This window comes from Tatumella terrea (assembly GCF_039523755.1).
Taxonomy (GTDB): domain Bacteria; phylum Pseudomonadota; class Gammaproteobacteria; order Enterobacterales; family Enterobacteriaceae; genus Tatumella; species Tatumella terrea.
Genome location: NZ_BAAAFX010000002.1, coordinates 216,804 through 237,238, shown reverse-complemented (window position 1 = coordinate 237,238; position 20,435 = coordinate 216,804). Strand labels below are relative to the sequence as shown.

At 53.8% G+C, this 20,435-nt stretch carries 21 protein-coding genes; 12 read left to right on the top strand and 9 right to left on the bottom strand.

Annotation, left to right across the window (positions count from 1 at the left end; genetic code table 11):
- Positions 1-83 precede the first annotated feature (83 nt).
- Positions 84-1,184, top strand: coding sequence for a D-alanine--D-alanine ligase (ddlA, locus tag ABD035_RS01155; RefSeq protein WP_212713153.1), 1,101 nt, complete (start codon positions 84-86; stop codon positions 1,182-1,184).
- Here ddlA and ABD035_RS01150 read toward each other — a convergent pair.
- Positions 1,181-2,605, bottom strand: coding sequence for a GGDEF domain-containing protein (locus tag ABD035_RS01150; protein WP_343867008.1), 1,425 nt, complete (start codon positions 2,603-2,605; stop codon positions 1,181-1,183). The two genes, ddlA and ABD035_RS01150, sit on opposite strands and share 4 nt — an antisense overlap.
- Before the next feature lie 349 nt (positions 2,606-2,954).
- A complete protein-coding gene (locus tag ABD035_RS01145) occupies positions 2,955-3,752 on the bottom strand; it encodes a 5'-nucleotidase, lipoprotein e(P4) family (RefSeq protein ID WP_212713155.1) in 798 nt (265 codons plus the stop codon).
- A 111-nt stretch (positions 3,753-3,863) separates the two neighbouring features.
- On the opposite strand from ABD035_RS01145, the gene ABD035_RS01140 reads away from it, so the two are divergent.
- A complete protein-coding gene (locus tag ABD035_RS01140; protein ID WP_343867006.1) occupies positions 3,864-4,607 on the top strand; it encodes a purine nucleoside phosphorylase YfiH/LACC1 family protein in 744 nt (247 codons plus the stop codon).
- A gap of 395 nt (positions 4,608-5,002) precedes the next feature.
- On the opposite strand, the gene rlmG is transcribed toward ABD035_RS01140, so the two are convergent.
- Together rlmG and ABD035_RS01130 are read right to left on the bottom strand one after the other, a co-directional pair.
- Positions 5,003-6,127: a 23S rRNA (guanine(1835)-N(2))-methyltransferase RlmG gene (gene rlmG, locus ABD035_RS01135; protein WP_343867004.1), complete on the bottom strand. Its 1,125-nt coding sequence runs from the start codon at positions 6,125-6,127 to the stop codon at positions 5,003-5,005.
- 103 nt (positions 6,128-6,230) lie between these two features.
- Positions 6,231-7,919 carry a chloride channel protein gene (locus tag ABD035_RS01130; RefSeq protein WP_343867002.1) on the bottom strand — a complete coding sequence of 563 codons (1,689 nt, stop codon included), beginning with the start codon at positions 7,917-7,919 and terminating at the stop codon, positions 6,231-6,233.
- Between the two features lie 342 nt (positions 7,920-8,261).
- Between ABD035_RS01130 and ABD035_RS01125 the strand changes: the two genes are divergently transcribed.
- The 9 genes from ABD035_RS01125 to ABD035_RS01085 all read left to right on the top strand — a co-directional run bounded on the left by ABD035_RS01125 (position 8,262) and on the right by ABD035_RS01085 (position 14,732).
- Positions 8,262-9,224 carry a TerC family protein gene (locus ABD035_RS01125; protein ID WP_212713159.1) on the top strand — a complete coding sequence of 321 codons (963 nt, stop codon included), beginning with the start codon at positions 8,262-8,264 and terminating at the stop codon, positions 9,222-9,224.
- 244 nt (positions 9,225-9,468) lie between these two features.
- Positions 9,469-10,737: a serine/threonine transporter SstT gene (gene sstT / locus ABD035_RS01120; protein WP_212713160.1), complete on the top strand. Its 1,269-nt coding sequence runs from the start codon at positions 9,469-9,471 to the stop codon at positions 10,735-10,737.
- A gap of 348 nt (positions 10,738-11,085) precedes the next feature.
- Positions 11,086-11,757 carry a DedA family protein gene (locus ABD035_RS01115; protein ID WP_212713161.1) on the top strand — a complete coding sequence of 224 codons (672 nt, stop codon included), beginning with the start codon at positions 11,086-11,088 and terminating at the stop codon, positions 11,755-11,757.
- Positions 11,757-12,077, top strand: coding sequence for an EnvZ/OmpR regulon moderator MzrA (gene mzrA / locus ABD035_RS01110; protein ID WP_212713162.1), 321 nt, complete (start codon positions 11,757-11,759; stop codon positions 12,075-12,077). Before ABD035_RS01115 ends, mzrA begins: the two co-directional genes overlap by 1 nt.
- Positions 12,078-12,247: 170 nt before the next feature.
- Positions 12,248-12,493, top strand: coding sequence for a DUF1090 family protein (locus tag ABD035_RS01105; RefSeq protein ID WP_343866995.1), 246 nt, complete (start codon positions 12,248-12,250; stop codon positions 12,491-12,493).
- Positions 12,494-12,604: 111 nt separating this feature from the next.
- Positions 12,605-12,910 carry an ElaB/YgaM/YqjD family protein gene (locus ABD035_RS01100; RefSeq protein WP_343866993.1) on the top strand — a complete coding sequence of 102 codons (306 nt, stop codon included), beginning with the start codon at positions 12,605-12,607 and terminating at the stop codon, positions 12,908-12,910.
- A 2-nt stretch (positions 12,911-12,912) separates the two neighbouring features.
- On the top strand, positions 12,913-13,311 hold the full coding sequence (locus tag ABD035_RS01095) for a phage holin family protein (RefSeq protein ID WP_212713164.1): 399 nt from the start codon (positions 12,913-12,915) through the stop codon (positions 13,309-13,311).
- Positions 13,308-13,592, top strand: coding sequence for a YqjK-like family protein (locus tag ABD035_RS01090; RefSeq protein ID WP_212713165.1), 285 nt, complete (start codon positions 13,308-13,310; stop codon positions 13,590-13,592). Before ABD035_RS01095 ends, ABD035_RS01090 begins: the two co-directional genes overlap by 4 nt.
- A gap of 159 nt (positions 13,593-13,751) precedes the next feature.
- Positions 13,752-14,732 (top strand): glutathione S-transferase family protein, encoded by a 981-nt coding sequence (locus ABD035_RS01085; RefSeq protein ID WP_343866989.1) that lies wholly within the window; start codon positions 13,752-13,754, stop codon positions 14,730-14,732.
- Positions 14,733-14,953: 221 nt separating this feature from the next.
- Here the strand turns inward: ABD035_RS01085 and ABD035_RS01080 are convergent, their stop codons facing one another.
- On the bottom strand, positions 14,954-15,868 hold the full coding sequence (locus ABD035_RS01080; protein WP_212713222.1) for a LysR family transcriptional regulator: 915 nt from the start codon (positions 15,866-15,868) through the stop codon (positions 14,954-14,956).
- A gap of 108 nt (positions 15,869-15,976) precedes the next feature.
- On the opposite strand from ABD035_RS01080, the gene ABD035_RS01075 reads away from it, so the two are divergent.
- Positions 15,977-16,690, top strand: coding sequence for a pirin family protein (locus ABD035_RS01075; RefSeq protein ID WP_343866987.1), 714 nt, complete (start codon positions 15,977-15,979; stop codon positions 16,688-16,690).
- Between the two features lie 20 nt (positions 16,691-16,710).
- Here ABD035_RS01075 and dolP read toward each other — a convergent pair whose 3' ends face one another.
- Genes dolP through ABD035_RS01055 form a run of 4 tightly spaced genes read right to left on the bottom strand, consistent with a single transcriptional unit; the run spans position 16,711 to position 20,419 of the window.
- Positions 16,711-17,280 (bottom strand): division/outer membrane stress-associated lipid-binding lipoprotein, encoded by a 570-nt coding sequence (dolP, locus tag ABD035_RS01070; RefSeq protein WP_212713168.1) that lies wholly within the window; start codon positions 17,278-17,280, stop codon positions 16,711-16,713.
- 14 nt (positions 17,281-17,294) lie between these two features.
- Positions 17,295-17,882: a DnaA initiator-associating protein DiaA gene (gene diaA / locus ABD035_RS01065; protein ID WP_212713169.1), complete on the bottom strand. Its 588-nt coding sequence runs from the start codon at positions 17,880-17,882 to the stop codon at positions 17,295-17,297.
- A gap of 15 nt (positions 17,883-17,897) precedes the next feature.
- Positions 17,898-18,293, bottom strand: a complete 396-nt coding sequence (locus ABD035_RS01060) for a YraN family protein (RefSeq protein WP_343866984.1) — start codon at positions 18,291-18,293, stop codon at positions 17,898-17,900.
- Positions 18,239-20,419: a penicillin-binding protein activator gene (locus ABD035_RS01055; protein WP_343866982.1), complete on the bottom strand. Its 2,181-nt coding sequence runs from the start codon at positions 20,417-20,419 to the stop codon at positions 18,239-18,241. The genes ABD035_RS01060 and ABD035_RS01055 overlap by 55 nt, the downstream gene beginning before the upstream one ends.
- Between the last annotated feature and the right edge of the window lie 16 nt (positions 20,420-20,435).

The following is a 20,435-nucleotide window of genomic DNA, read 5'->3' as shown; positions in this document are numbered from 1 at the left end:
CGCGTAATCAAGCAGAGTACTGTTGTCGCCTTTCGCTGCATGGTATGTTGTGCCTTTGTACCAGGCTATTCAGGCAGACCAGAATGACAAAACAACGTGTAGGAATTATTTTTGGTGGGAAATCGGCTGAGCATGAAGTCTCATTACAGTCAGCCAAAAATATCATTGATGCTATTGATAAAACAAAATTTGAAGTTGTGCTTCTGGGGATTAATAAGCAGGGATACTGGCAACTGAATGAGCAGTCTGATTTCTTACTGCATGCTAATGACCCTCAGCATATTGCGCTTAACCGTTCGGCCCGCGAGGTCGCACTGGTTCCCGGTAAGGAACAGCAACAGTTAATTGAGCGTGACGTACTGGCACCTGTGCCGCAGGTCGATGTCATCTTCCCGATTGTCCACGGCACGCTGGGTGAAGACGGTTCTCTACAGGGGCTGCTGCGGATGGCAAACCTGCCCTTTGTCGGCTCCGGCGTCCTCGGCTCCGCGGTCAGCATGGATAAAGAAGTCACTAAACGCCTGTTACGGGATGCCGGATTACAGGTTGCACCTTTCATTACCGCTTACCGTAACCGCCAGCAGGAGATCGATCCGGCCGCGGTGATCGCAGAGCTGGGACTGCCCCTGTTTGTAAAACCGGCGAACCAGGGCTCTTCTGTCGGGGTCAGTAAAGTTCACCATGCCGGCGAATTACTGCCGGCGTTAGAAGAAGCGTTCCGCTATGACCGTAAGGTGCTGATCGAGACCGGCATTGTCGGACGTGAAATCGAATGTGCTGTGCTCGGCAACGACCAGCCTGAAGCCAGCCACTGCGGTGAAATCGTGCTCAGTGATGAGTTTTACTCTTATCAGACCAAGTACATTAATGAGCAAGGCGCACAGGTGGTCGTACCGGCAGAGATATCCCCGGATGCCGATAGCCGTATCCGTGAAATCGCACTGCAGGCGTTTCAGGCACTCGAATGTTGTGGCATGGCGCGTGTCGATGTATTCCTGACACCGGAAAACCAGGTTATTATCAACGAAATCAATACATTACCTGGCTTCACCAATATCAGCATGTACCCTAAACTCTGGCAGGCCAGTGGTCTCGGGTACAGTGAGTTGATCACCCGGTTGATTGAACTGGCGTTTGAACGTTATGACCAGGATAAACAAATGACAGCGGCCTTTGACCACTAATCGATGTCAGGTTCCCCCGGTCTGGCAGGCTCCTGCCAGACCGGAGTTGTCCGGTTTCTGCCACTACGTTTTGAAGTATACAGATGACTGTCCGCCACGCTGACCAGACGGTTCATTACTGTGGTCCAGTTCTTGTCCTCACCGGCAATTTCCAGCGCAGTGCCCAGGCTGACCGACACAGGAATTTCTCCCTGTACTACGGTAAAAGGCTCACCGGAGACGGCCAGGCGTAAAGCCTCAGCCTGCCGGTATAATCGGGGTTCATCACATTCAAACAGAACCACAGCAAACTCCTCACCACCAAAGCGTGACAGTCTGGCCGACGGGACTACCGATCCCGCCAGACGGCGACTGATTTCCCGTAATACCAAATCACCGCCATCATGGCCGTAGTTATCATTGATCTGCTTAAAGAAATCCACGTCCAGCAGGATCAACCCCATCGTCTTACCGGGGCGGAAAGGCTGTCGGGTCAGGCTGTCGAATAATCCGGCCCGCGAGAGCAGGCGGGTCAGGAAATCGTAATTAGCACGCGTCGCCAGTTGCCGGTTTAACTCCCGAATGGCCTCCAGACTGACCGCTACCATATAAGGCGTCAGTGCCAGCGCCGCAATCCCGAGACGTACCGAAATCAGCGGTGTCACCGCCGAAGGTAAAAAGCCGGAACTGACGCGGATAATATTCATATAAATCAGCATGATTTCCGCCACACCGGTCAGGCACGTCATCAGACAGGTCACGGAAATCGGTAACACCAGTGCACACCAGATAAGCCCGGGCAGGGGGATCGCCAGGCTACCCGGCCCGCCCAGCATAATGGCGGCGGCTAATAACAGGATCACCGACCCTATCGGTAACAAAGAATGCAGACGCCAGTGATAGTCGCTTTTCCGATAAAACGTCAGGATCAGGGGTAATAACAGCAGGCCGGTCGAAAACTGTTCACTGCTCCAGTCGCCGGCAGACAGCATAAACGCGATCCCGCTATTGATCCCCCCCGAGGCCAGTGCCCCCCAGAGACCGCAGGCCAATGCCGCCAGCAAACAGACGGGGAAAATCAGCATAATATGACGAATATTGGCTTTCCCCTGCAAATAAGGCGGGTAACGGTTCAGGGCACAGGAGGCGATAAGAATAAAAATAATATTTGCGATATTGATCGTAAACGATTCCATCGCCCACCCGGAAAAAAGTACATCGTTGGCCACCATACCGCCATAACACCACAGATAGTTCAGCGGCGTGTGCAGCCAGGGCTTACGGATAAATAACCCTGCAATGACCGCATTGACTATCCAGAACAGCGATAACACCATCGGCAAACGCAAATGGCTGCCGATAGCGCATAAGAAGGCGGTTAAGAAAAAAATGACCAGTCCGTTGGCAACGGTATTTTTTTCACGGAATACCCGAAATGTCATGACTTACTACCCCAGGCAGTGCCTGCTCGTGTCTTCATAAACCGGGATCCCTGCGGCCCCGGTTAGCTGTGTCTCAGCGGACCACGCAGATAAAGACCACCCGGAAATCAGCAGAACGTAATGACCTGCCTGAAGGTAAAACCGTAGTCAACCGAAACATACACCGCACAATCGGGTGTGCGATGACAGGCGTTCAGTGTCAGGGTTCCGATGACGGAGCGACGGATGTTGGATGAAGTTAGGAATTTTACTGCACCGGAGGAGGCTTTGACAGAGTGAATATCGGTCGGTGGCCGGATTTAATCGTGAAAAGGCACCCCGCAGAGGGCGCCCGTTTAACGCTTAATCTTTATTTTCCGTCCCACGCACGCAAATGCTGCTCACGGACATCGATTTTTTGCTGGTCGGTCAGAGAGTTATAGCCGGGAGCCATTCCGCTCTCCCAGTCACCGTACTCTGCGTTGGGCAGAATAATAAAACGGGTACCAAACAACTGATGATTACTGCTGACAAAGTTACGGCGCTCAGCATTCCCTTTATGCCAGGTCGCCCCGCCAAAGTCATTCAGGTTATCACCGATATATAGCACCACATTCGCCCCGGATTGGGTGATCTGATCAAAACGGGCCTGCTTATTAGACGAACCGGTACTCAGGAACACGGTTTTTTCGTTCACGCCAGGAAAGCCCAGTGCCTGCATATTTTCGACGGTGGCCTGATAGTCTTTCTGATCACGGTTAGAGACATAGAACACCGTACCGCCATGGCTGTCGACATAGCGGGCAAACTCTACCGCCCCCGGGATAGCACGGGCTTGCTTCGCCTGTGTCCAGGCAGACCAGGTCGCATCACTGAAAGATTTGCCATTCTTCGCCTGCCAGGCCGAATAGGCGCTGTTATCCAGCATGGTTTCATCCAGATCAACAATCACCGCTTTCGGTTTACCGGTCAGCGAGGAGGCATGATCGAACGCGGCCGTGGCTGCATTGAATGCCTGCCAGGTCAGTGCCTGATATTCACCGGATTGCTGCATCCAGTTTACCGCCGTCACCGTCTGGTCATTGAGTCGTTGTTGTGTGTTTTGCGCACAGCCGGATAGTCCAAGAACTACCAGCGCAGGTAAGGTTAAAAGCCAGCGCTTTTTCATTTAATTTCCTCATCTTATTGTTAATATTCAGTCATTGACCCCGTAAGGACTATCGCAGTATCTTCATTATAAATGCAATCGCTGGATGAAATTATTCAACAGGAAATGCCTATGTCCCTTCCCTCTTCCGCAGGTCAGCAATCGTCCCTTCTCCGTTCTCTCGGCTGGGTCAGACATAGCTTTTTACCTTCAGGTCAGCGTCCTCCCGATAACACAGCCTATGCTCTGCAGCGTCATACCGCTACCGTCTGTCCGGCAGAGAGTAACTTTCCCCCGAAGCAGTCGGTGGCGGATGCCTTGTTCAGCCATCACGGGCAACCGGTCGCCATCTATACTGCCGACTGTTTACCGGTACTTATCGCATCAGAAAAAACACATCAGGTGGCGGCAGCCCACGCCGGGCTGAAAGGTACGCTGGCCGGGATATTGCAACAGACCCTGAGACAATTTTTTCAGGCGGGATCCACCGCCGCTGATCTTTTCGTGGCGATCGGCCCGGCGATAGGCCCCTGTTGCTATGAACTGGGTTTACCCCTGGTGGAAGAGATTAAAGCCTGCCGTTATGTCAGCGGGCCGCTCCCCGGCGCCTTTCACCCGGCGATAAATCCCCGCGCTCTGCGCCCGACCGCGCCCTCCACACAGCCCGCTTTCTGGCTGGATTTACCGGCACTGGCCACCCGGATGTTACTGCAGGAAGGAATTGCGGCATCGCGGATCGATAACCTGAATCAGTGTACTTACTGTATGGCAGAACCGGGGGCCAGTTACCGGCGTAATACTCATACGGATGAAGGCTATCAGTTACGCTTTTCATGGATTGCCGGTGATTTACCCGCGCGGCCGCAGGCTGACTGAAGACCAGAGAGAGCCACAGGAAACAGGAAGTAACGGACTGCGAAGCAGATGCCGGCGTTAACAGAGGAATTGCGCTGTCGCTGCGCATCACTTATTTCACCGGATATCGGAGTTTGCGGTACTATGCCGGACTCCACAGCAGATATCGGGGTTCCCGGAGGAAATGCGCTTTCGCTGGCGCGTCACTTATTTCACCGGATATCGGGGTTTGCGGCACTATGCCGGACTGCACAGCAGTTATCGGGTTTTACAGACGATACCGGTTTAAAGGGCTACGGCTTGGTTCCGGGACCCGGGACCCGCAGAAAGGTGGCGGGAATTAAGCCTGAAAGCATGCGCAGACCGGACCTGACGACCGGCGGGCCACACTCAGTGACCCGCCGGTGACCTGCGGCTTAGCGGAGTTTAACGGAACGCAGCACGACAAATTTTGTATCAGAACCCACCACCTGGCAGTTACCGAAAAGCTTTTTCAGTTTTCGATCATGGTCAAGGTGACGGTTGGCAACAATCCTTAATTCCCCGCCGTATTGCAGGCAACGGAACGCATCACGGAACATCTGCCAGGCGACATGCTCCGTAATCGCATTTTGCTGGTGGAAGGGCGGATTGCATAACACCGCCGAATAGCTGTCCGGGGCGAAACCACTCAACACATTGTTCACCGTGAAACGGCAGCGGGAAAGCTCATGGGGCAGGTTCGTTTCCGCATTAATCTGTGCCGAGGCGACGGCCATCCAGGACTCATCCACAAAGTGAACATTAGCCTCAGGATTCTCCACCAGCGCTTTCAGGCCGATCACGCCGTTACCACAGCCGAGGTCAATGATCTCCCCTTCCAGACCGCGAGGCAGGTGACGCATAAAGAAACGGGCACCGATATCCAGCGACTGACGGGAAAAAACATTCGCGTGGTTATGGATAATATACGGGGTGCCTTCCAGCGGCCACCGCTCGGCAACATCACGCGGGGTCATTTCCGCCACCGTGAAGCGACTGAAAATGAGTCGCGCTTTTTTCTTTGCCAGTGAGGTTTTTGTTTCGCCGATAATACGTTCAAACAGCGCCAGCGTGGAATTATGGATATCCTTCGCTTTCGCTCCGCCAATGATCACCGTGTCCGGCTGCAGCACATCACGCAACGTCCCGAGCTGGAATTCCAGCAGGGCCAGAGTTTTTGGCACTTTAATCAGCACAACCGCGGGGATTAACGGCAGCGCTGTCATGCTATCGACAAAGGTGACATGACTTTCATCCAGGCCATTCAGTGCCAGATTCTGCTGTGCCGATTGCTGGCTATTCAGTGAGTCGCTGATGTGCCAGACCTGACGCCCCTGATGGACCAGCGCACAGGTCAGCGCCCCGAAATTGTCGTTAAAGACAAACACCGGCCCCTGAGGTATCTCCTGCTGTAACAGATATTCATCTGCGGCATCCCAGGCCTGTAAAGCACTGTCATCGCCTGTCCGCGGAAAGCGTTGCAGGTTAAGTGAATAATCACTCATTTCAAATACGGTCATGATATCTCCGGCACGGGTCTGGCAAACAGGGGCTTCTGAAAAGGGGCGCAGTATACTGGCTTTAGCCGATAAACCCAACCGCAAAGACCGGGTTCCGGCTGGCTCAGATAAAGGCTCCGGCTTTACGGACCAGACTGGTTTTCGTCAGCGCCCCCAGGAAATAGCGCTCGGTATCATTACTCAGTACCGGCAGACGCTCTAACGTGACCTTCTCAAAGGCCTCCCAGCCTTCCCGCAGGCTCTGTCCCTGGCAGACATACGGAAACTCGTTATCCATCACGGCACTGACCGGAGAGTCTGAGGTGATCTTCTGGGAAAGCACACTGGCTGCGATTTCATGAATAGAAACCACCCCCAGAAAGCGCCCGCTTTCATTGATGACATAGACGTAGCGTTCACGCTTCAGTGTACTGATCGCCAGAGCATCACTGACCGGGGTTCCCGGCAAAATAGCCGCCCCGGGGATGATCAGTTCAGCAATCGAGGTGTTATCAAAATCAAACTTCGCTTCGGCACGGGAAAAGTGGGTAGCGATCAGCGGATAAGTCACGGCGGACTGCAGGCGATAGGTCACCATCGTGGCCAGTACCGTGGCTATCATCAACGGGAACAGCAGGCTGCTGTTCAGGGTCATTTCCATCACCATCAGCATCGCCATTAACGGTGCCTGGCTGATAGCCGCCAGCACGGCCCCCATCCCCACGGCCGCGTAAAGCCAGCCAGGCTGTGTGCCAACCCCGAGGTGTACCGTCAGCACCGTAAACATTGCCCCGACCAGCGCCCCTATCAGTAATGAAGGCGTAAACATGCCCCCGACCGCAGAAGAGCCGACGGAGCAACAGGTCGCCAGCAATTTTAACACCAGCACCAGCAACAGCCCGGACAACAGGTAGTGACCGCGAAAGATATTGACGATCACTTCATAGCCATTTCCCAGAATATCCGTGGACAGTATGGCTAACAGGCCCACGGCGATCCCGCCGCTCGCCAGCCGGTAAGGCAGACGGGTGATCCGGGAAAACTGTTTTTTACTGTAGGCGGTCAGGGTGATAAATCCGGCCCCGGCCAGGCCGCCGATACAGCCGATCGCCACCACCGTCACGACGCTGGTAATACTGACGTCGAACTGTACCTCAGCCAGCGGATAGAGGGCTGATCGGTCACCGAGCCACCACAAGGTCATTACCGAGACGGCGGCTGAAATCACCAGCGGGATCAACCGCTGCAAGGCGGAGATACCAAAAGCCACTTCGGCGACAAAAATCGCAGAGGCCAGCGGTGCATGGTAAACCGAAGCCAGACCGGCAGCCGCAGCCATCGCCACAACATCACTGTTTTTCAGCAAGGTCGCGGCGGGCAGAAAACGACCGATAATACTGCCGCACAGTGCCGCTAACTGGACCATCGGTCCTTCTTTCCCTATGGAGGCCCCACTGGAAATACTGGCGATCGACGAGAGTGCCCGAAACAACGAGGTACGGGTAGGAACGGCATCCAGCCTGGCATTGATGACATCCAGATAGTCGGTATTAATACGCTGTTTTTTCTCTAATCTGACCGCATATTGCAGGAAGATACCGGCTATCAGTCCCCCGCCCCCCACAATCAGTGGCCAGCAGTACCAGGGCCAGGCATGCATCGCCAGAGTGATATCATCACTACGCCCGAACAGCAGGCGATTGAAAAAATCAAGGGTATGACGAAAAGCCAGCGTAACCATCGCGCCGGCGAATCCGACCGGAATCGCTATCAGTAGTGCCATCCATCGGAGTGCGTGCTTACCTTCTTTCACTGAGTATCCTGGGCCGGGAGGGAGAACCGCTATGATAAAACTGTCGCCCGCCGGAGGCAATCGACTCTGTTTACCGCAATTAAGTGAACAGATTTATCAGAATATTTCATTTTATTTCTTTTTTACTTGAATTTATGCCTGATCCCTCCTAGCCTGTAGAAAGCAAAGGGGAGTAACTTAAAAGCCGGCTGATCGTCATTACGTTGTGTATAACAACCGGTCGCCGCGCAACCCGGAAATCCGGTGTTGCAAGTGAGACCTTGCCGGAAGGTAAGGTTTGCCTGTCACACCACAGCGGCTGATATCTTCTGATCTCAGCCGTTTTTTTTCGGGGAAAACATTATGCACAGCGTGGGTAACCCACTCCTCTGGGGCAGTTTTATCGTAGTTGTCGTGATCATGCTGTTAGTTGATCTTCGCTTACAGGGTCGCCGCGATCGTGCCGGTATGACGGTCAGACAGGCCGCCCTCTGGTCCGTTGTCTGGGTCGCCCTTTCATTGTTGTTCAGTGCCGCATTGTGGTGGTATTTACGGGAACATGCAGGTCCGGCGGTTGCCTCTTCGCAAACCCTGGCCTTTCTCACCGGATATGTGCTGGAGAAAGCACTGGCTGTAGATAACGTATTCGTCTGGCTTATGTTATTCAATTATTTTGCTATTCCGGCCGCCCTGCAACAACGGGTCCTGGTGTACGGTGTTCTGGGTGCCATCGTACTGCGTACCGCTATGATTTTTGCCGGCAGCTGGCTGGTGAGTGAGTTCAGCTGGATCCTTTATCTGTTCGGTGCCTTCCTGGTGATCACCGGGGTCAGGATGGCGATCCCTTCCGACGAAGCGGCAGACAGCAGCACAGAAAAGCCGGTCGTCCGCTGGTTACGCCGCCATATACGTATGACAGAATCCCTGGAGGGTGAGCGTTTTTTTGTTAAACGCCAGGGGCTCAGGTATGCCACTCCCCTGTTTCTGGCCCTGATCATGGTGGAGTTCAGTGATGTTATTTTTGCGGTAGACAGTATTCCGGCTATTTTCGCCGTCACGACCGACCCTTTCATCGTACTGACCTCAAATCTGTTCGCCATCCTCGGTCTGAGGGCCATGTATTTTATGCTGGCAGGGGTTGCTGAGCGGTTCTCATTACTGAAGTATGGCCTGGCCGTGATCCTGGTCTTTATCGGCATAAAAATGCTGCTGCTGGAGGTTTATCATATTCCGACCGCAGTATCCCTGACGGTGGTTGCCGCCATCCTGCTGATCACCCTGGGCATAAATCATCTGAAAAACCGTCAGATGGCGCACAAGCTATAACGAAACAATATCCCGAAGGGGGTGAAAAACCCCCTCAAATCCTTCATGTAAGAATCAATCTGCATGATTTACCGCTAACAAGCGCACACCTGAAGATATTTTCACACTGGCTGCAGAATCTGGCGGTCTGATTTCTTCTTTATTATGTATATCTTTTACTTATACTTGCCCGCGACCCATTATTTTCAGTGACGCTAACCACGTCAGGAAAATGAGAATTCCTTAAAAAATAAGTAAATATTATATGATTAAAAAAAATAACAAACTGATGCTCTGGCTGAGCTCAGGTAATCTGATTGGACAGATCATTGCGGGTTTGCTGGCGGGTATTTTGCTGGCAGCGGTGTCAAAAGAAAGTGCACGCGACGTCGGGTTACTGGGTGAACTCTTTGTTCATGCCTTAAAAGCCGTTGCCCCGATACTGGTGCTGGTACTGGTGATCTCGTCGATCGCCAACCATGCTCAGGGGCAGAAAACGAATATCAAACCGATCGCTATTCTTTATCTGCTCAGTACCTTCTTTGCTGCGGTGGTGGCCGTGGTTGCCAGTTTCCACTTCCCTCAGGTATTAAGCCTGACCGATGTCCATCAGGGAGTCACTCCGCCCCGGGGCATTGAGGAGATCCTGCGCGGCTTACTGCTTAGTGTGGTCGTTAACCCGTTTGACGCACTGCTGAACGCTAATTATATCGGTATTCTGGTCTGGGCTATTGGCCTGGGCCTTGCTTTCCGGCACAGCAGTGATACCACCCGACAGGTGCTGAATGATATGTCTTCTGCGGTCACCTGGCTGGTACGTAAGGTGATCCGCTGTGCTCCGCTGGGTATTTTTGGGCTGGTCGCCTCGGTGCTGGCCACCAACGGCTTCTCTGCATTGTGGAGCTATGCGACCTTACTGTCTGTGCTCCTGGGCTGTATGCTGTTTATGGCACTGGTCGTCAACCCGTTACTGGTCTTCTGGAAAATTCGCCGCAACCCTTATCCGCTGGTGTTCTTATGCCTGCGGGAAAGCGGTGTAACTGCATTTTTCACCCGCAGCTCCGCCGCCAATATTCCGGTAAATATGGCGATTGCCAGGCGTCTGAATCTGGATGAAGACACCTATTCCGTCTCGATTCCGCTGGGAGCCAATATCAGTATGGCAGGTGCCTCTGTCACCATCACCGTGATGACCCTGGCGGCGGTACATACCCTGAACATCGCTGTCGATTTACCGACGGCGGTCGTCCTGAGCCTGGTGGCATCATTATGTGCCTGCGGAGCTTCCGGAGTCGCTGGTGGTTCTCTGCTGTTAATCCCCGTGGCCTGTAATATGTTCGGGATCCCTAATGATATCGCCATGCAGGTCGTCGCCGTCGGGTTCCTGATCAGTGTGTTGCAGGACTCTGCGGAAACTGCACTGAACTCTTCCACCGATATTCTGTTTACCGCCGCGGTCTGCCAGTCAGAAGCGATGAAAAAATCCGTCTCCGGAACGGCTGAAAGCCCGGAACGCCAGGCGTCGGTCAGATAATGGTCTGAAACGGTGCGGGATCTCTTCCGCGCCGTCACGGTGCCCCTCTTTGTACTCGCCACCGTTTCCCGGCTTTACCGGCAAGACTTCTCTGCACGGCAGAGCCACGGAGAATGTCAGTCCGTGTAAATATCCTTTTTTAATCGCGCAGAACAGGTAAAACTCTGTGCCTCTGCGCGATTAAACTTATTGCCCTTACTTATTTTTTGTTACAATTATTTGCTGTTATCCTTCCCCGGATAACAGTGGTGAAGTGTTCAGAAGTCACCTCATTGCCCTTCCGGGTTTTCCGGAATGCGTTATCTTTAAGACTTCTTCCGGAATATTAATGATGGTCAGGAACAGTTAATGGATACCTTACACGCCCTACTGCACGCACTCTGGCAACAGGATTTTGAAACGCTCGCCGATCCTTCTCTGGTATGGGCTATTTATGGCATTTTATTTATCATTTTATTCCTGGAAAATGGCCTGCTGCCTGCGGCGTTTTTACCGGGCGATAGCCTGCTCATCCTGGTCGGCGTGTTGATCGCAAAAGGGACTATGGGCTTCCCGATGACCCTGTTTATCCTCACCGTTGCGGCAAGTCTGGGGTGCTGGGTCAGCTATATTCAGGGGCGATGGCTGGGCAATACGCCGCTGGTCAGGAAGTGGCTGTCTCACCTTCCGGCACAATATCACCAGCGGGCGCATGCACTTTTTCACCGGCACGGATTATCTGCATTACTGATCGGCCGTTTCATCGCCTTTGTCCGCACATTGCTGCCAACCATTGCGGGTATTTCCGGACTGAGCAGCGCCCGGTTCCAGTTTTTTAACTGGTTTAGCGGATTACTCTGGGTTGTTATCCTGACCTGCGCCGGCTTCGCCCTCGGTAAAACCCCCTTATTCCAGAAGTATGAAGATCAGCTGATGTTTTGTCTGATGCTGTTACCTCTGGTGTTGCTGGTTTTTGGTCTGTTCGGCTCGTTGTATGTTCTGTGGCGTAAACGTTCTCAGCAAGGCGGGAAATCTCTGTAATGTCCCGCCAAACGCTGTTCTCCAGGTATCGGCTGCTCCCTTTTATCGTGATCGTCGCGTTGATTATCCTCGCGACGATACGGCTGATGCCTGGCATGGTCGTGAGTGACCCGGTCGTACGGATTATGGTGACCCATAAAGGGATGAGCCTGCCGGATGGTTTCTTTCTTTACCAGCAGCTCACCGCCAGAGGGATCACGATAAAAAGTATTACCCCGGGCCCCGATAGTCTGGTGATCCACCTGGAAAATGAAGAGCAGCAACTGGCTGCCCGGCGTATCCTTAGTCACATCTTATCGGCAGGGTATATCACGGCCTGACCCGGCGGCAGCATGCCGGAAAGAGGCGCTTTCTGTATTTCCTCTCTGCCCTGACTTTGAACTTTCTGCCAGGGCTATCTATACTCAGATAACTAAGTAAAAACAGTCAGGTAAATTTGTAGTGACATCACACAGATGTCATGCACTTAGGCCCGGGATAAGAGATCCTGATGAAGAGCGTAGATGGTCTGCTAATTGTGCTGATGATATTACCGGTCACTGCCGATGCCCGCGGGACCCATTGTCCGCGATACCCTCAGGACAACATTAACAATATTGAGTATGAAATCTCACTGGCGAGGCAGCATCACAATCAGCACAGGATCGACGGCCTGAAACAGGCATTAGCCGGAATTCAGCGCCAGTGCTCCCGCAGCAAGGTAACCCGTGCTGCGCCACACCCGGCATCGCCCTGATAACGCAGAAACAGAGGCCCTTTTTCTGCGGTTTGAAAAGTCTCTTTTAAGTGCCTGTGTGCTTTTCTCCGCCCGGCGGAGCCAACCAACATCTTTCAGAAGGAGTTTTATATGGCTGATATTCCATCTTCAAAGGATCTGCGTGCTGAACTGTCTGCCCTGGCGGACACACTGGAAGAAGTACTGAGCGGGACCAGTGATAAATCAAAATCTGAAGTCGATAAGTTACATAAAAAAGCTCGGGCAACATTAGACTCGACCCGGGAAAGCCTGGGGGAATCCGGTCAGCAGCTCAGTAAAACCACCCGTGAAGCGGCACAAAAAGCCCATGAATATGTCAGCGACAATCCATGGCACGGCGTCGGGATCGGTGCGGCGATTGGTGTGGTCTTCGGTATTCTTATCTCGCGTCGATAATTATGGATAATCATTCACCGAACGAAGGTCCGGGAAAAGGCCTTATCAATGTCGGCCAGCGCATGGTCACGACCCTGGTCAGTATTGTAGAGACCCGGGTTCGTCTGGCAATTGTCGAGTTAGAAGAGGAAAAGGCGAATCTGATCCAGATGTTGCTGATGGTCGGATTAACCATGCTTTTTACAGCGTTCGGACTGATGAGTTTGATGATCCTGGTTATCGTTGCTGTAGAGCCTCAATATCGTCTGATGGCAATTGCTGTTACCACCGGGGTGTTGTTTGCTCTGGCACTGATACTGGGTATCTGGGTCATTGTTAAATCCCGGCGTTCGACCTTGCTGAGCAGTTCCCGTGAAGAACTTTCCACGGATCGTAAGCTACTGGAGGAGCGTCAGTCATGAGCCGTCGCGATATAGAACGACGTAAAAATGCCCTGCTGGTTCTGGTTCAGCAACAACGGCTGGATTTAAAAGCCTGCGAGCGTGACTGGTATCAGGGGACTGCCCGGTATGACACTCTGTGGCATACCGTCGTAGGATTACGCCGTTATATTGCGATCGGTAGCGGACTGGCGGCGGTCTGGTCTATGCGCCATCCTGCGTTTATTGTCCGCTGGGCCAAGCGTGGGTTCGGTTTATGGAGCAGCTGGCGGATGATCCGTAAAGCGCTGCCACGGCGCTAATAAGCGACTCTCTTTTCAGTCAGCGGCTCGCTGACTGAAAAGTTCTTCCCCCACAGGCCGGAATAAGGCCGAAGTTGTACTTCGCCGCCCTTTTATTCCCCGTCACGCCATATACTCATCTTTTTTCTATCACACAGAACGTTATCCCGGGAGCACTGGATGGGCATGCTACAGGAAGGTCGCTGGGTCGATATTGGCTATGATACGACAGCCAGTCAGGGCAAATTTGTCCGTACACAGTCACAATGGCGACATTGGATCACGGCCGAGGGTCAGGCCGGGCCGCACGGAGCGAGCGGCTTCGTGGCTGAGCCGGGACGCTACCATCTGTACGTGTCGCTGGCCTGTCCGTGGGCACACCGGACGCTTATCCTGCGACAGCTGAAGCAATTACAGAAGCTCATTAGCGTCTCCGTCGTTCACCCGCTGATGCTGGAAAATGGCTGGACATTCGCCCGGGGTTTTCCCCGGACAGACGGTGATCCACTTTATCAGCTGGACTACCTGTATCAGCTGTATCAGAAAGCCGATCCTCAGGCGACGACACGGGTTACGGTTCCCGTGTTATGGGATAAACATCGTGAAACGATAGTCAGTAATGAATCAGCAGATATCGTCCGTATGCTGAATACGGCGTTTACAGAGATGGCTGCCGTAACGCCCGACTATTATCCTCAGGAATTGCAGCCACAGATCGATGCCCTCAATGCATGGATCTATCCGCAAATTAACAACGGTGTTTATCAGGCAGGCTTTGCCACCAGCCAGCAAGCCTACGATAGCGCGGCAGACGCGGTGTTCGACGGGCTGGATAAAGCGGAAGAGATCCTGTCACAGCAACGTTATCTGGCCGGAGAACAACTGACCGAAGCCGATATTCGTCTGTGGACCACATTGATCCGTTTCGATGACGTCTACGTGACGCATTTTAAATGCCATCGCCGTCGCATCAGCGATTACCCGAATCTCTACGGCTACTTACGCGATATCTATCAACAGCCCGGCATTGCCGATACGGTGGACCTCCGCCATATCTGTCACCACTACTATCGCAGCCATCCGCATCTTAATCCCGCCGGCATTATCCCCTGCCGTCTGCAGCATGACTGGCTTGCCCCGCATCACAGGGATGCTGGCTGACGACAGTGCCACTGCCGGGGACCGCAGGCGGCGGCATTGTGCCCGGCCGTCAGCAGCATGACTGGCTTGCTCCGCATCACCGGGATACCGGCTGACGACAGTACCGCTTCTTCCGGTGACCACAGCCGCCGGCATTGTACCCGGCCGTTTGCAGCATGACTGGCTTGCTCCGCATCACCGGGATGCCGGCTGACGACAGTACCGCTTCCGGCTGCGCGGTGTTACCACCGCGAGGAAGTCTGATATTTTGTCAGTAAGCGCGGGATCTCGCGCAGGGCCCAGGCTTTCGCCTCCCCCATACTGTCCCGTCGCCAGGCCATAATGATATTAATGTCGGCTTTATACTCCGGACTCACCACCTTCAGACGCCCTTCGGCAACATCTTTTTCTACCCAGGGCCAGGGCATGGTGGCCACACCGAGACCGGCAAGCAGGGCCTTGCGTTTATCTGCCAGTGAACTCACGGTCAGTCGCTGTTGTTTATCCAGTAACTGAACCGTAATGACCGGACGTTCACGGGCGGTATCCGCAACGGCAATCCCACGATACTTCACCCGGGTGGTTTCTGAGAGCGGCTCCGGCTCCTGATGAATAGGATGATCCGGACTGGCCACATACACGCTCATCATGCTGTAAAGTTTACGGGTATTAATTTCGCTGGAAGTCCTGAAATGAAGTGCCGGGGCGACCACAATATCGGCTTTCCCCTGATCTAAGCGCTCCCAGGCACCGGCCAGAACCTCGGTCTGCAGTGAGAGCTGAGTATTCGCCTTTTCGGCCAGACGATTGACCAGCGGGAACAGGTGCTCACAAGGCACCAGCGCTTCCGTCACGATGGACAGATGGGGTTCCCAGCCACGCGCCAGGGCTTCCGCATCCGTCGTCAGTTTATCTGCCGCGTCCAGCAACACCCGGCCGCGATCCAGCAACAGGCGACCGACATTAGTGAACTTTGTCCGGTGCCCGGAGCGGTCAAACAGCACCACATCCAGCTCTTCTTCCAGCTTCTGCATGGTGTAACTGAGGGCTGAAGGAACCCGACCGAGTTCATCAGCTGCGGCGGCAAAACTACCGCGCCGCTCAATGGCATCCATCACGCGCAGCGCTTCAAGTGTCAGTGCCCGTTCTCTCACAATCGGATTCTCTTTCAGTAAATTTGAACAGAGCAGGCAGATTAACTGGCTAACATTCAGCCGTCCAGCGCTTTAAGATAAATGCAGAATATCACTGGCCGGAGGAAAAAAATGTTTAGGCTAAGAGCCGCTGAAAAGTGTGGCAGTGCTGACTATGGCTGGCTGAAGTCCCGATACAGTTTTTCCTTCGGACACTACTTTGACCCGCAATTACTCGGTTTTGGCTATCTGCAGGTACTTAATCAGGAAGTGCTGGCAGCGGGATCGACCTTTCAGCCACGCAGTTTCCCGCGAGTGGATGTCCTGAATATTATTTTGCAGGGTGAAGCCGAATACCGTAGCAGTGACGGTCAGGTGACATCGGCACGCGCCGGGGATGCACTGCTGTTTGCCGGTGATAATACGATTTTCCGCGAAAGTAATCCCTCACCGGCGACCGATCTCGTCCGTTTACAACTGTGGTTGCAGACCTGTCCGGAACAAAATGCGCCTATCCTGCAACACCGGCCGTTACCGGCCAATGAGCAGTCTGTACTGATCGCCTCTGGCGACGGGCAGCAAGGCAGTCTCAAACTCCGTCAGCAGATCCGGGTCTTTCAGCTTTCGTTACAGCAGGAAGAGACACAGAATTTTCCCCTGCACGGGTCTCATTGCTATCTGCAGTCTGTGTATGGCGAAGTGGCACTGGGCGGAGAGAATACTTCCCTTCAGGCCGGTTGCGGAGACGGTGTATTTATCAGCGATGAAAAACAGCTGAATATTACCGCCGTAAGCGACTGCCGGTTGCTGATTATTGATTGTTGCGGGAGTGAGCAGGCAGCCTGAACGGCTGCCTGACAGGGCTATTATTGCAGTAAAGTAAATGCGGTCGTAACGTGTTTTACTCCGCTGATCTTACTGGCAATCTCTGCGGCGGCCTGGCCTTCCTGTGCCGTCACCAGTCCCAGCAGAAAGACTTCTCCCTGCTCTGTGGTCACTTTCACATTCGACGATTTCACTCTGTCGCTGGCCAGCAACTGTGAACGTACCTTCGTGGTGATCCAGGTATCTGTCGAGGAGGTACCCAGGCTTGCATTGGGTCCGATACGGATTTCGTTATACACCTCGGTAGCCCCTTCGACACCGGCGGTGATCTGCTTCGCTTTATCCGCGACAGACTGATCCGGAGCCTCACCCGTCAGCAGGACTTTACCCTGATAAGCGGTGGCGTTGATATGCGCGGCTTTGACCTGCTTATCTGTCGCCAGGGCATTAGCGACCCGGAGCTCCAGCGTGCCATCATCCACCTGAGTCCCGACGGTACGCGGGTCAGTCGCGGATTTTGTGGCCACCGCAGCACTACCAATCACAACAGCAGCACAGCCCTGTAACAACAGAGCGGACATCACTACGGCTAACACAGAAAATATTTTCATCAATGCTCCTTCAATTATTCCTGCTGGGGAAACAGCGTGTTATCGATCAGTTCACACAGACAATTCACCGTCAGCATATGCATTTCCTGAATCCTTGCACTGCGATGAGAGGGAATACGAATTTCGACATCATGCGGACCCAGTAACCCCGCCAGTTCTCCGCCATCATAGCCGGTTAATGCGACAATCGTCATATCGCGGGTCACTGCAGCTTCCACGGCTTTGACGATATCCCGGCTGTTACCATGGGTCGAGATTGCCAGTAACACATCACCCGCCTGGCCCAGCGCACGCACCTGTTTAGCGTAGATTTCATCATGTTGCCGATCGTTTCCGATGGCGGTAAGCATAATGTTATCGGCACTTAATGAGACTGCCGGCAGGCTGGGTCGTTCATTTTCAAAGTGATTTATCATCGTTGCAGTAAAATGCTGAGCATTAGCGGCGGAGGCACCGTTGCCACAGCTCAGTATTTTGTGCCCGTTAAGTAACGACTGAACCAGCGTCAGCGCCGCCCGGGAAATCGCATCCGGTAACGCTTCTGCCGCCGCTATCTGCGTCTGAATACTTTCGGTAAAACAAGACTTTATTCTTTCCTGCACACGACCACCTGATAATTACATTTCGGTATCAAAAGCGTTTTTAATCCATTGCACATCACTTCCTGTCACGGCAATGATATCAAAACGACAGTCATCCGTAGCAAAACTTTGCTGGCGGGCGGCAAGCCATGCCGCGGCGGCGCGAAGAAGACGCCGCTTTTTTTCACGGGTGATGCTTGCCAGCGCACCGCCAAAGTGATCATTTTTTCTGAAACGGACCTCAACAAATACCCATCCACAGGTATCACGCATAATGAGGTCTATTTCACCGTAACGGTAGCGAACATTACTGGCGACCCACTCCAGTCCGGCCTGTTGTAAAAAGTGGCGTGCCCGCCACTCATACCCTTTACCGGTCAGTGTGCGGTCTGTGGCACCGGTACGATTTCTCCCTGAGAATACTGATTCCATGACAACGTCCTGTCGATCACACAATTTGAGCCGGCACTCAGAATACCGGTATTTCCGTCGATCTGATAACCGGTACTGTTCCGTAACTGGCTAAAGTGGTTAGCCAGCGTCCAGGCATCCACCCCCATCGCATACAGGCGTGCCAGTGAGTAGTCGTTATTAAACTTCTTCACTGCCTGTTGCATCAAAGCAGGGTTCGCCCCGGACAGCAATGGGATATCACTGAACTGCAGCCCGTCCATCTCAAGACGGAAATCCGGGCCGGCTCCGGACTGAGAACTGCGGGAGCTGGCATAGAGGGCAATATTACTGCGGGACCCGGTGCGCATGGTGATCATCGGCTTTATCAGCGCAAGTTCACCCTGGCTGGCCACAATGTACACAGAATCGATATTGCCGGATGCCGCGGCAGGAGCCTCAGGAGCCGTCTGTGGTGCGTTAAAGGTCATCCCCGCCACGGAGACCGCAGAACCGGCGGTGTTATTCGCAGGCTGCACCGTGACCGGTGTTCCGGTCATTGCAATGCCCGAATTACTGTTTATACGGGCTTTCAGGTCGGCAATCGAACCGAAAGTTTGCTCTTCAACCTGGGAACCGCCTAGCTTTTGCCATTCCTGCGCGAAGGCATTCGCCACCCGTTGCCCATAACTGTTGGCGGGAATTAACAGCAGTGGCATCTGCTTATTTTGCGCCCGGATATGGCGAGCCGCATCACGGGCTTCATCTTCCGGAGAAAGGGCGAAATAGCACATATTGGCATGATTCTGTAAGCCGTCCGGTTCATTCAGCGCCAGGATATTGAGCGGGGTGGACGTATTCGCCACTTGCTGCACATTCTCTTTCAGCAACGGGCCAACGACCAGGGTTGCGCCGTCGCTCTGAGCTTGCTGCAGTAACTGATCCACGGGCATGGTATTGGTATCATAGACCCTGATCTGCGCCTGACTGTTCGCCGGTGCGGTAGCAGGAAGTGCCGGGGTGGCGGGTGTTGCCGGAGTCGCGTTCACCTGCCCTGCCGACGCAGCAGAGGGATTTCCCGCTGCCGGGTCCGTCAGCGATGTCACCGACGCGGCGGAAGGACTGACCACCGCATTCTGGCTGACCGGAGCGGCGGGAGCGGCGGCTGCCGCAGGACGGGTGGCGCTGATAGGCATATCAGCACTGCCAACCACCGGTGCTGAGGTCCCGGACGGTGCCGCCGTTGCAGACGAAGCTTGTCCTGCGGAGGCTGCTGAGGTTTGCGGTGACGATGCCTGCGCCAGCACACCGTTACGGGCATCCTCAAACCCCTGCTCTATAGCCTGCGAGAAAATCGCCGCCGGGCCACTTAACGGAAGTAACAGAGCAATAGTGTTGGTCGAGGCCGCCGTCATATTCATACTCTGCAGCAATCCGGCAGGCAGTCGTTTCGACGCCGGGTTATCCGGATAACGGATCTGCCAGTCTTTAACCCCCGCTTTCAGTGCATCCTGATTATTATTGCTGCGGTAGTACACACCCAGCAGATCGAGCCAGCCCTGCAGAATATTTTCGTTGGCATTAATGACAAAGTTATTTGCCTGCGGCTGAGGGATCGCACGCAGTGCCTGCCAGGTCGCATTAATGTTCTTCTGCTGTTCGTCCGCAGACGGCAACAGAGGCTGAAGAGCAATAAAGGCCCGCAGGGTATCCAGCGTCGGTTGTGCGGCGGTTGCCGCAATATAGGTACGGTAATACCGGCCCTTCTGATCGGCAGATAAGCTGCTGAGGTCAATCGCTTTCAGCGACGGCACGGCGTCAGCGGCATTATGCACAGATACCGCGTATTGCGCCTTCAGTAAGCTCAGCTCCTGCTTTTGCACTGCCGTCAGGTTATCAGGGAGTGTCTGCAGCAGTTTTGCAGCGTCCGGGGCTTTACCCTCGTTGATTAGCGCGCGGATTGCGAGTAATTGCCAGCCGGTCTTGCTATCATCACGACTTTGCTGCATCTGCTGCAGGTAATAGGCAGAGGTGCCAGTTTCCGCGCCCTGCACATCTACAGCAGGTGCCGGGGGCTGCTGAGTGGTACAGGCCGCCAGAATCAGCCCGGCGAGAACGACGGGGACAAAACGCCCTGCTTTACGACGATTCACTTTTGAAAGAAGCATACGGTATCCGGTTATG

Bases quoted from the DNA above. Each gene is read 5' to 3' on its own strand.
- ABD035_RS01055 (WP_343866982.1), bottom strand. From the start codon at position 20,419: ATGCTTCTTTCAAAAGTGAATCGTCGTAAAGCAGGGCGTTTTGTCCCC.
- ABD035_RS01060 (WP_343866984.1), bottom strand. From the start codon at position 18,293: ATGGAATCAGTATTCTCAGGGAGAAATCGTACCGGTGCCACAGACCGC.
- ABD035_RS01095 (WP_212713164.1), top strand. From the start codon at position 12,913: ATGGATAATCATTCACCGAACGAAGGTCCGGGAAAAGGCCTTATCAAT.
- ABD035_RS01090 (WP_212713165.1), top strand. From the start codon at position 13,308: ATGAGCCGTCGCGATATAGAACGACGTAAAAATGCCCTGCTGGTTCTG.
- ABD035_RS01100 (WP_343866993.1), top strand. From the start codon at position 12,605: ATGGCTGATATTCCATCTTCAAAGGATCTGCGTGCTGAACTGTCTGCC.
- mzrA (WP_212713162.1), top strand. From the start codon at position 11,757: ATGTCCCGCCAAACGCTGTTCTCCAGGTATCGGCTGCTCCCTTTTATC.
- ABD035_RS01125 (WP_212713159.1), top strand. From the start codon at position 8,262: ATGCACAGCGTGGGTAACCCACTCCTCTGGGGCAGTTTTATCGTAGTT.
- dolP (WP_212713168.1), bottom strand. From the start codon at position 17,280: ATGAAAATATTTTCTGTGTTAGCCGTAGTGATGTCCGCTCTGTTGTTA.
- rlmG (WP_343867004.1), bottom strand. From the start codon at position 6,127: ATGACCGTATTTGAAATGAGTGATTATTCACTTAACCTGCAACGCTTT.
- ddlA (WP_212713153.1), top strand. From the start codon at position 84: ATGACAAAACAACGTGTAGGAATTATTTTTGGTGGGAAATCGGCTGAG.
- ABD035_RS01115 (WP_212713161.1), top strand. From the start codon at position 11,086: ATGGATACCTTACACGCCCTACTGCACGCACTCTGGCAACAGGATTTT.
- ABD035_RS01150 (WP_343867008.1), bottom strand. From the start codon at position 2,605: ATGACATTTCGGGTATTCCGTGAAAAAAATACCGTTGCCAACGGACTG.
- ABD035_RS01085 (WP_343866989.1), top strand. From the start codon at position 13,752: ATGGGCATGCTACAGGAAGGTCGCTGGGTCGATATTGGCTATGATACG.
- ABD035_RS01140 (WP_343867006.1), top strand. From the start codon at position 3,864: ATGTCCCTTCCCTCTTCCGCAGGTCAGCAATCGTCCCTTCTCCGTTCT.
- ABD035_RS01075 (WP_343866987.1), top strand. From the start codon at position 15,977: ATGTTTAGGCTAAGAGCCGCTGAAAAGTGTGGCAGTGCTGACTATGGC.
- ABD035_RS01145 (WP_212713155.1), bottom strand. From the start codon at position 3,752: ATGAAAAAGCGCTGGCTTTTAACCTTACCTGCGCTGGTAGTTCTTGGA.
- sstT (WP_212713160.1), top strand. From the start codon at position 9,469: ATGATTAAAAAAAATAACAAACTGATGCTCTGGCTGAGCTCAGGTAAT.
- ABD035_RS01105 (WP_343866995.1), top strand. From the start codon at position 12,248: ATGAAGAGCGTAGATGGTCTGCTAATTGTGCTGATGATATTACCGGTC.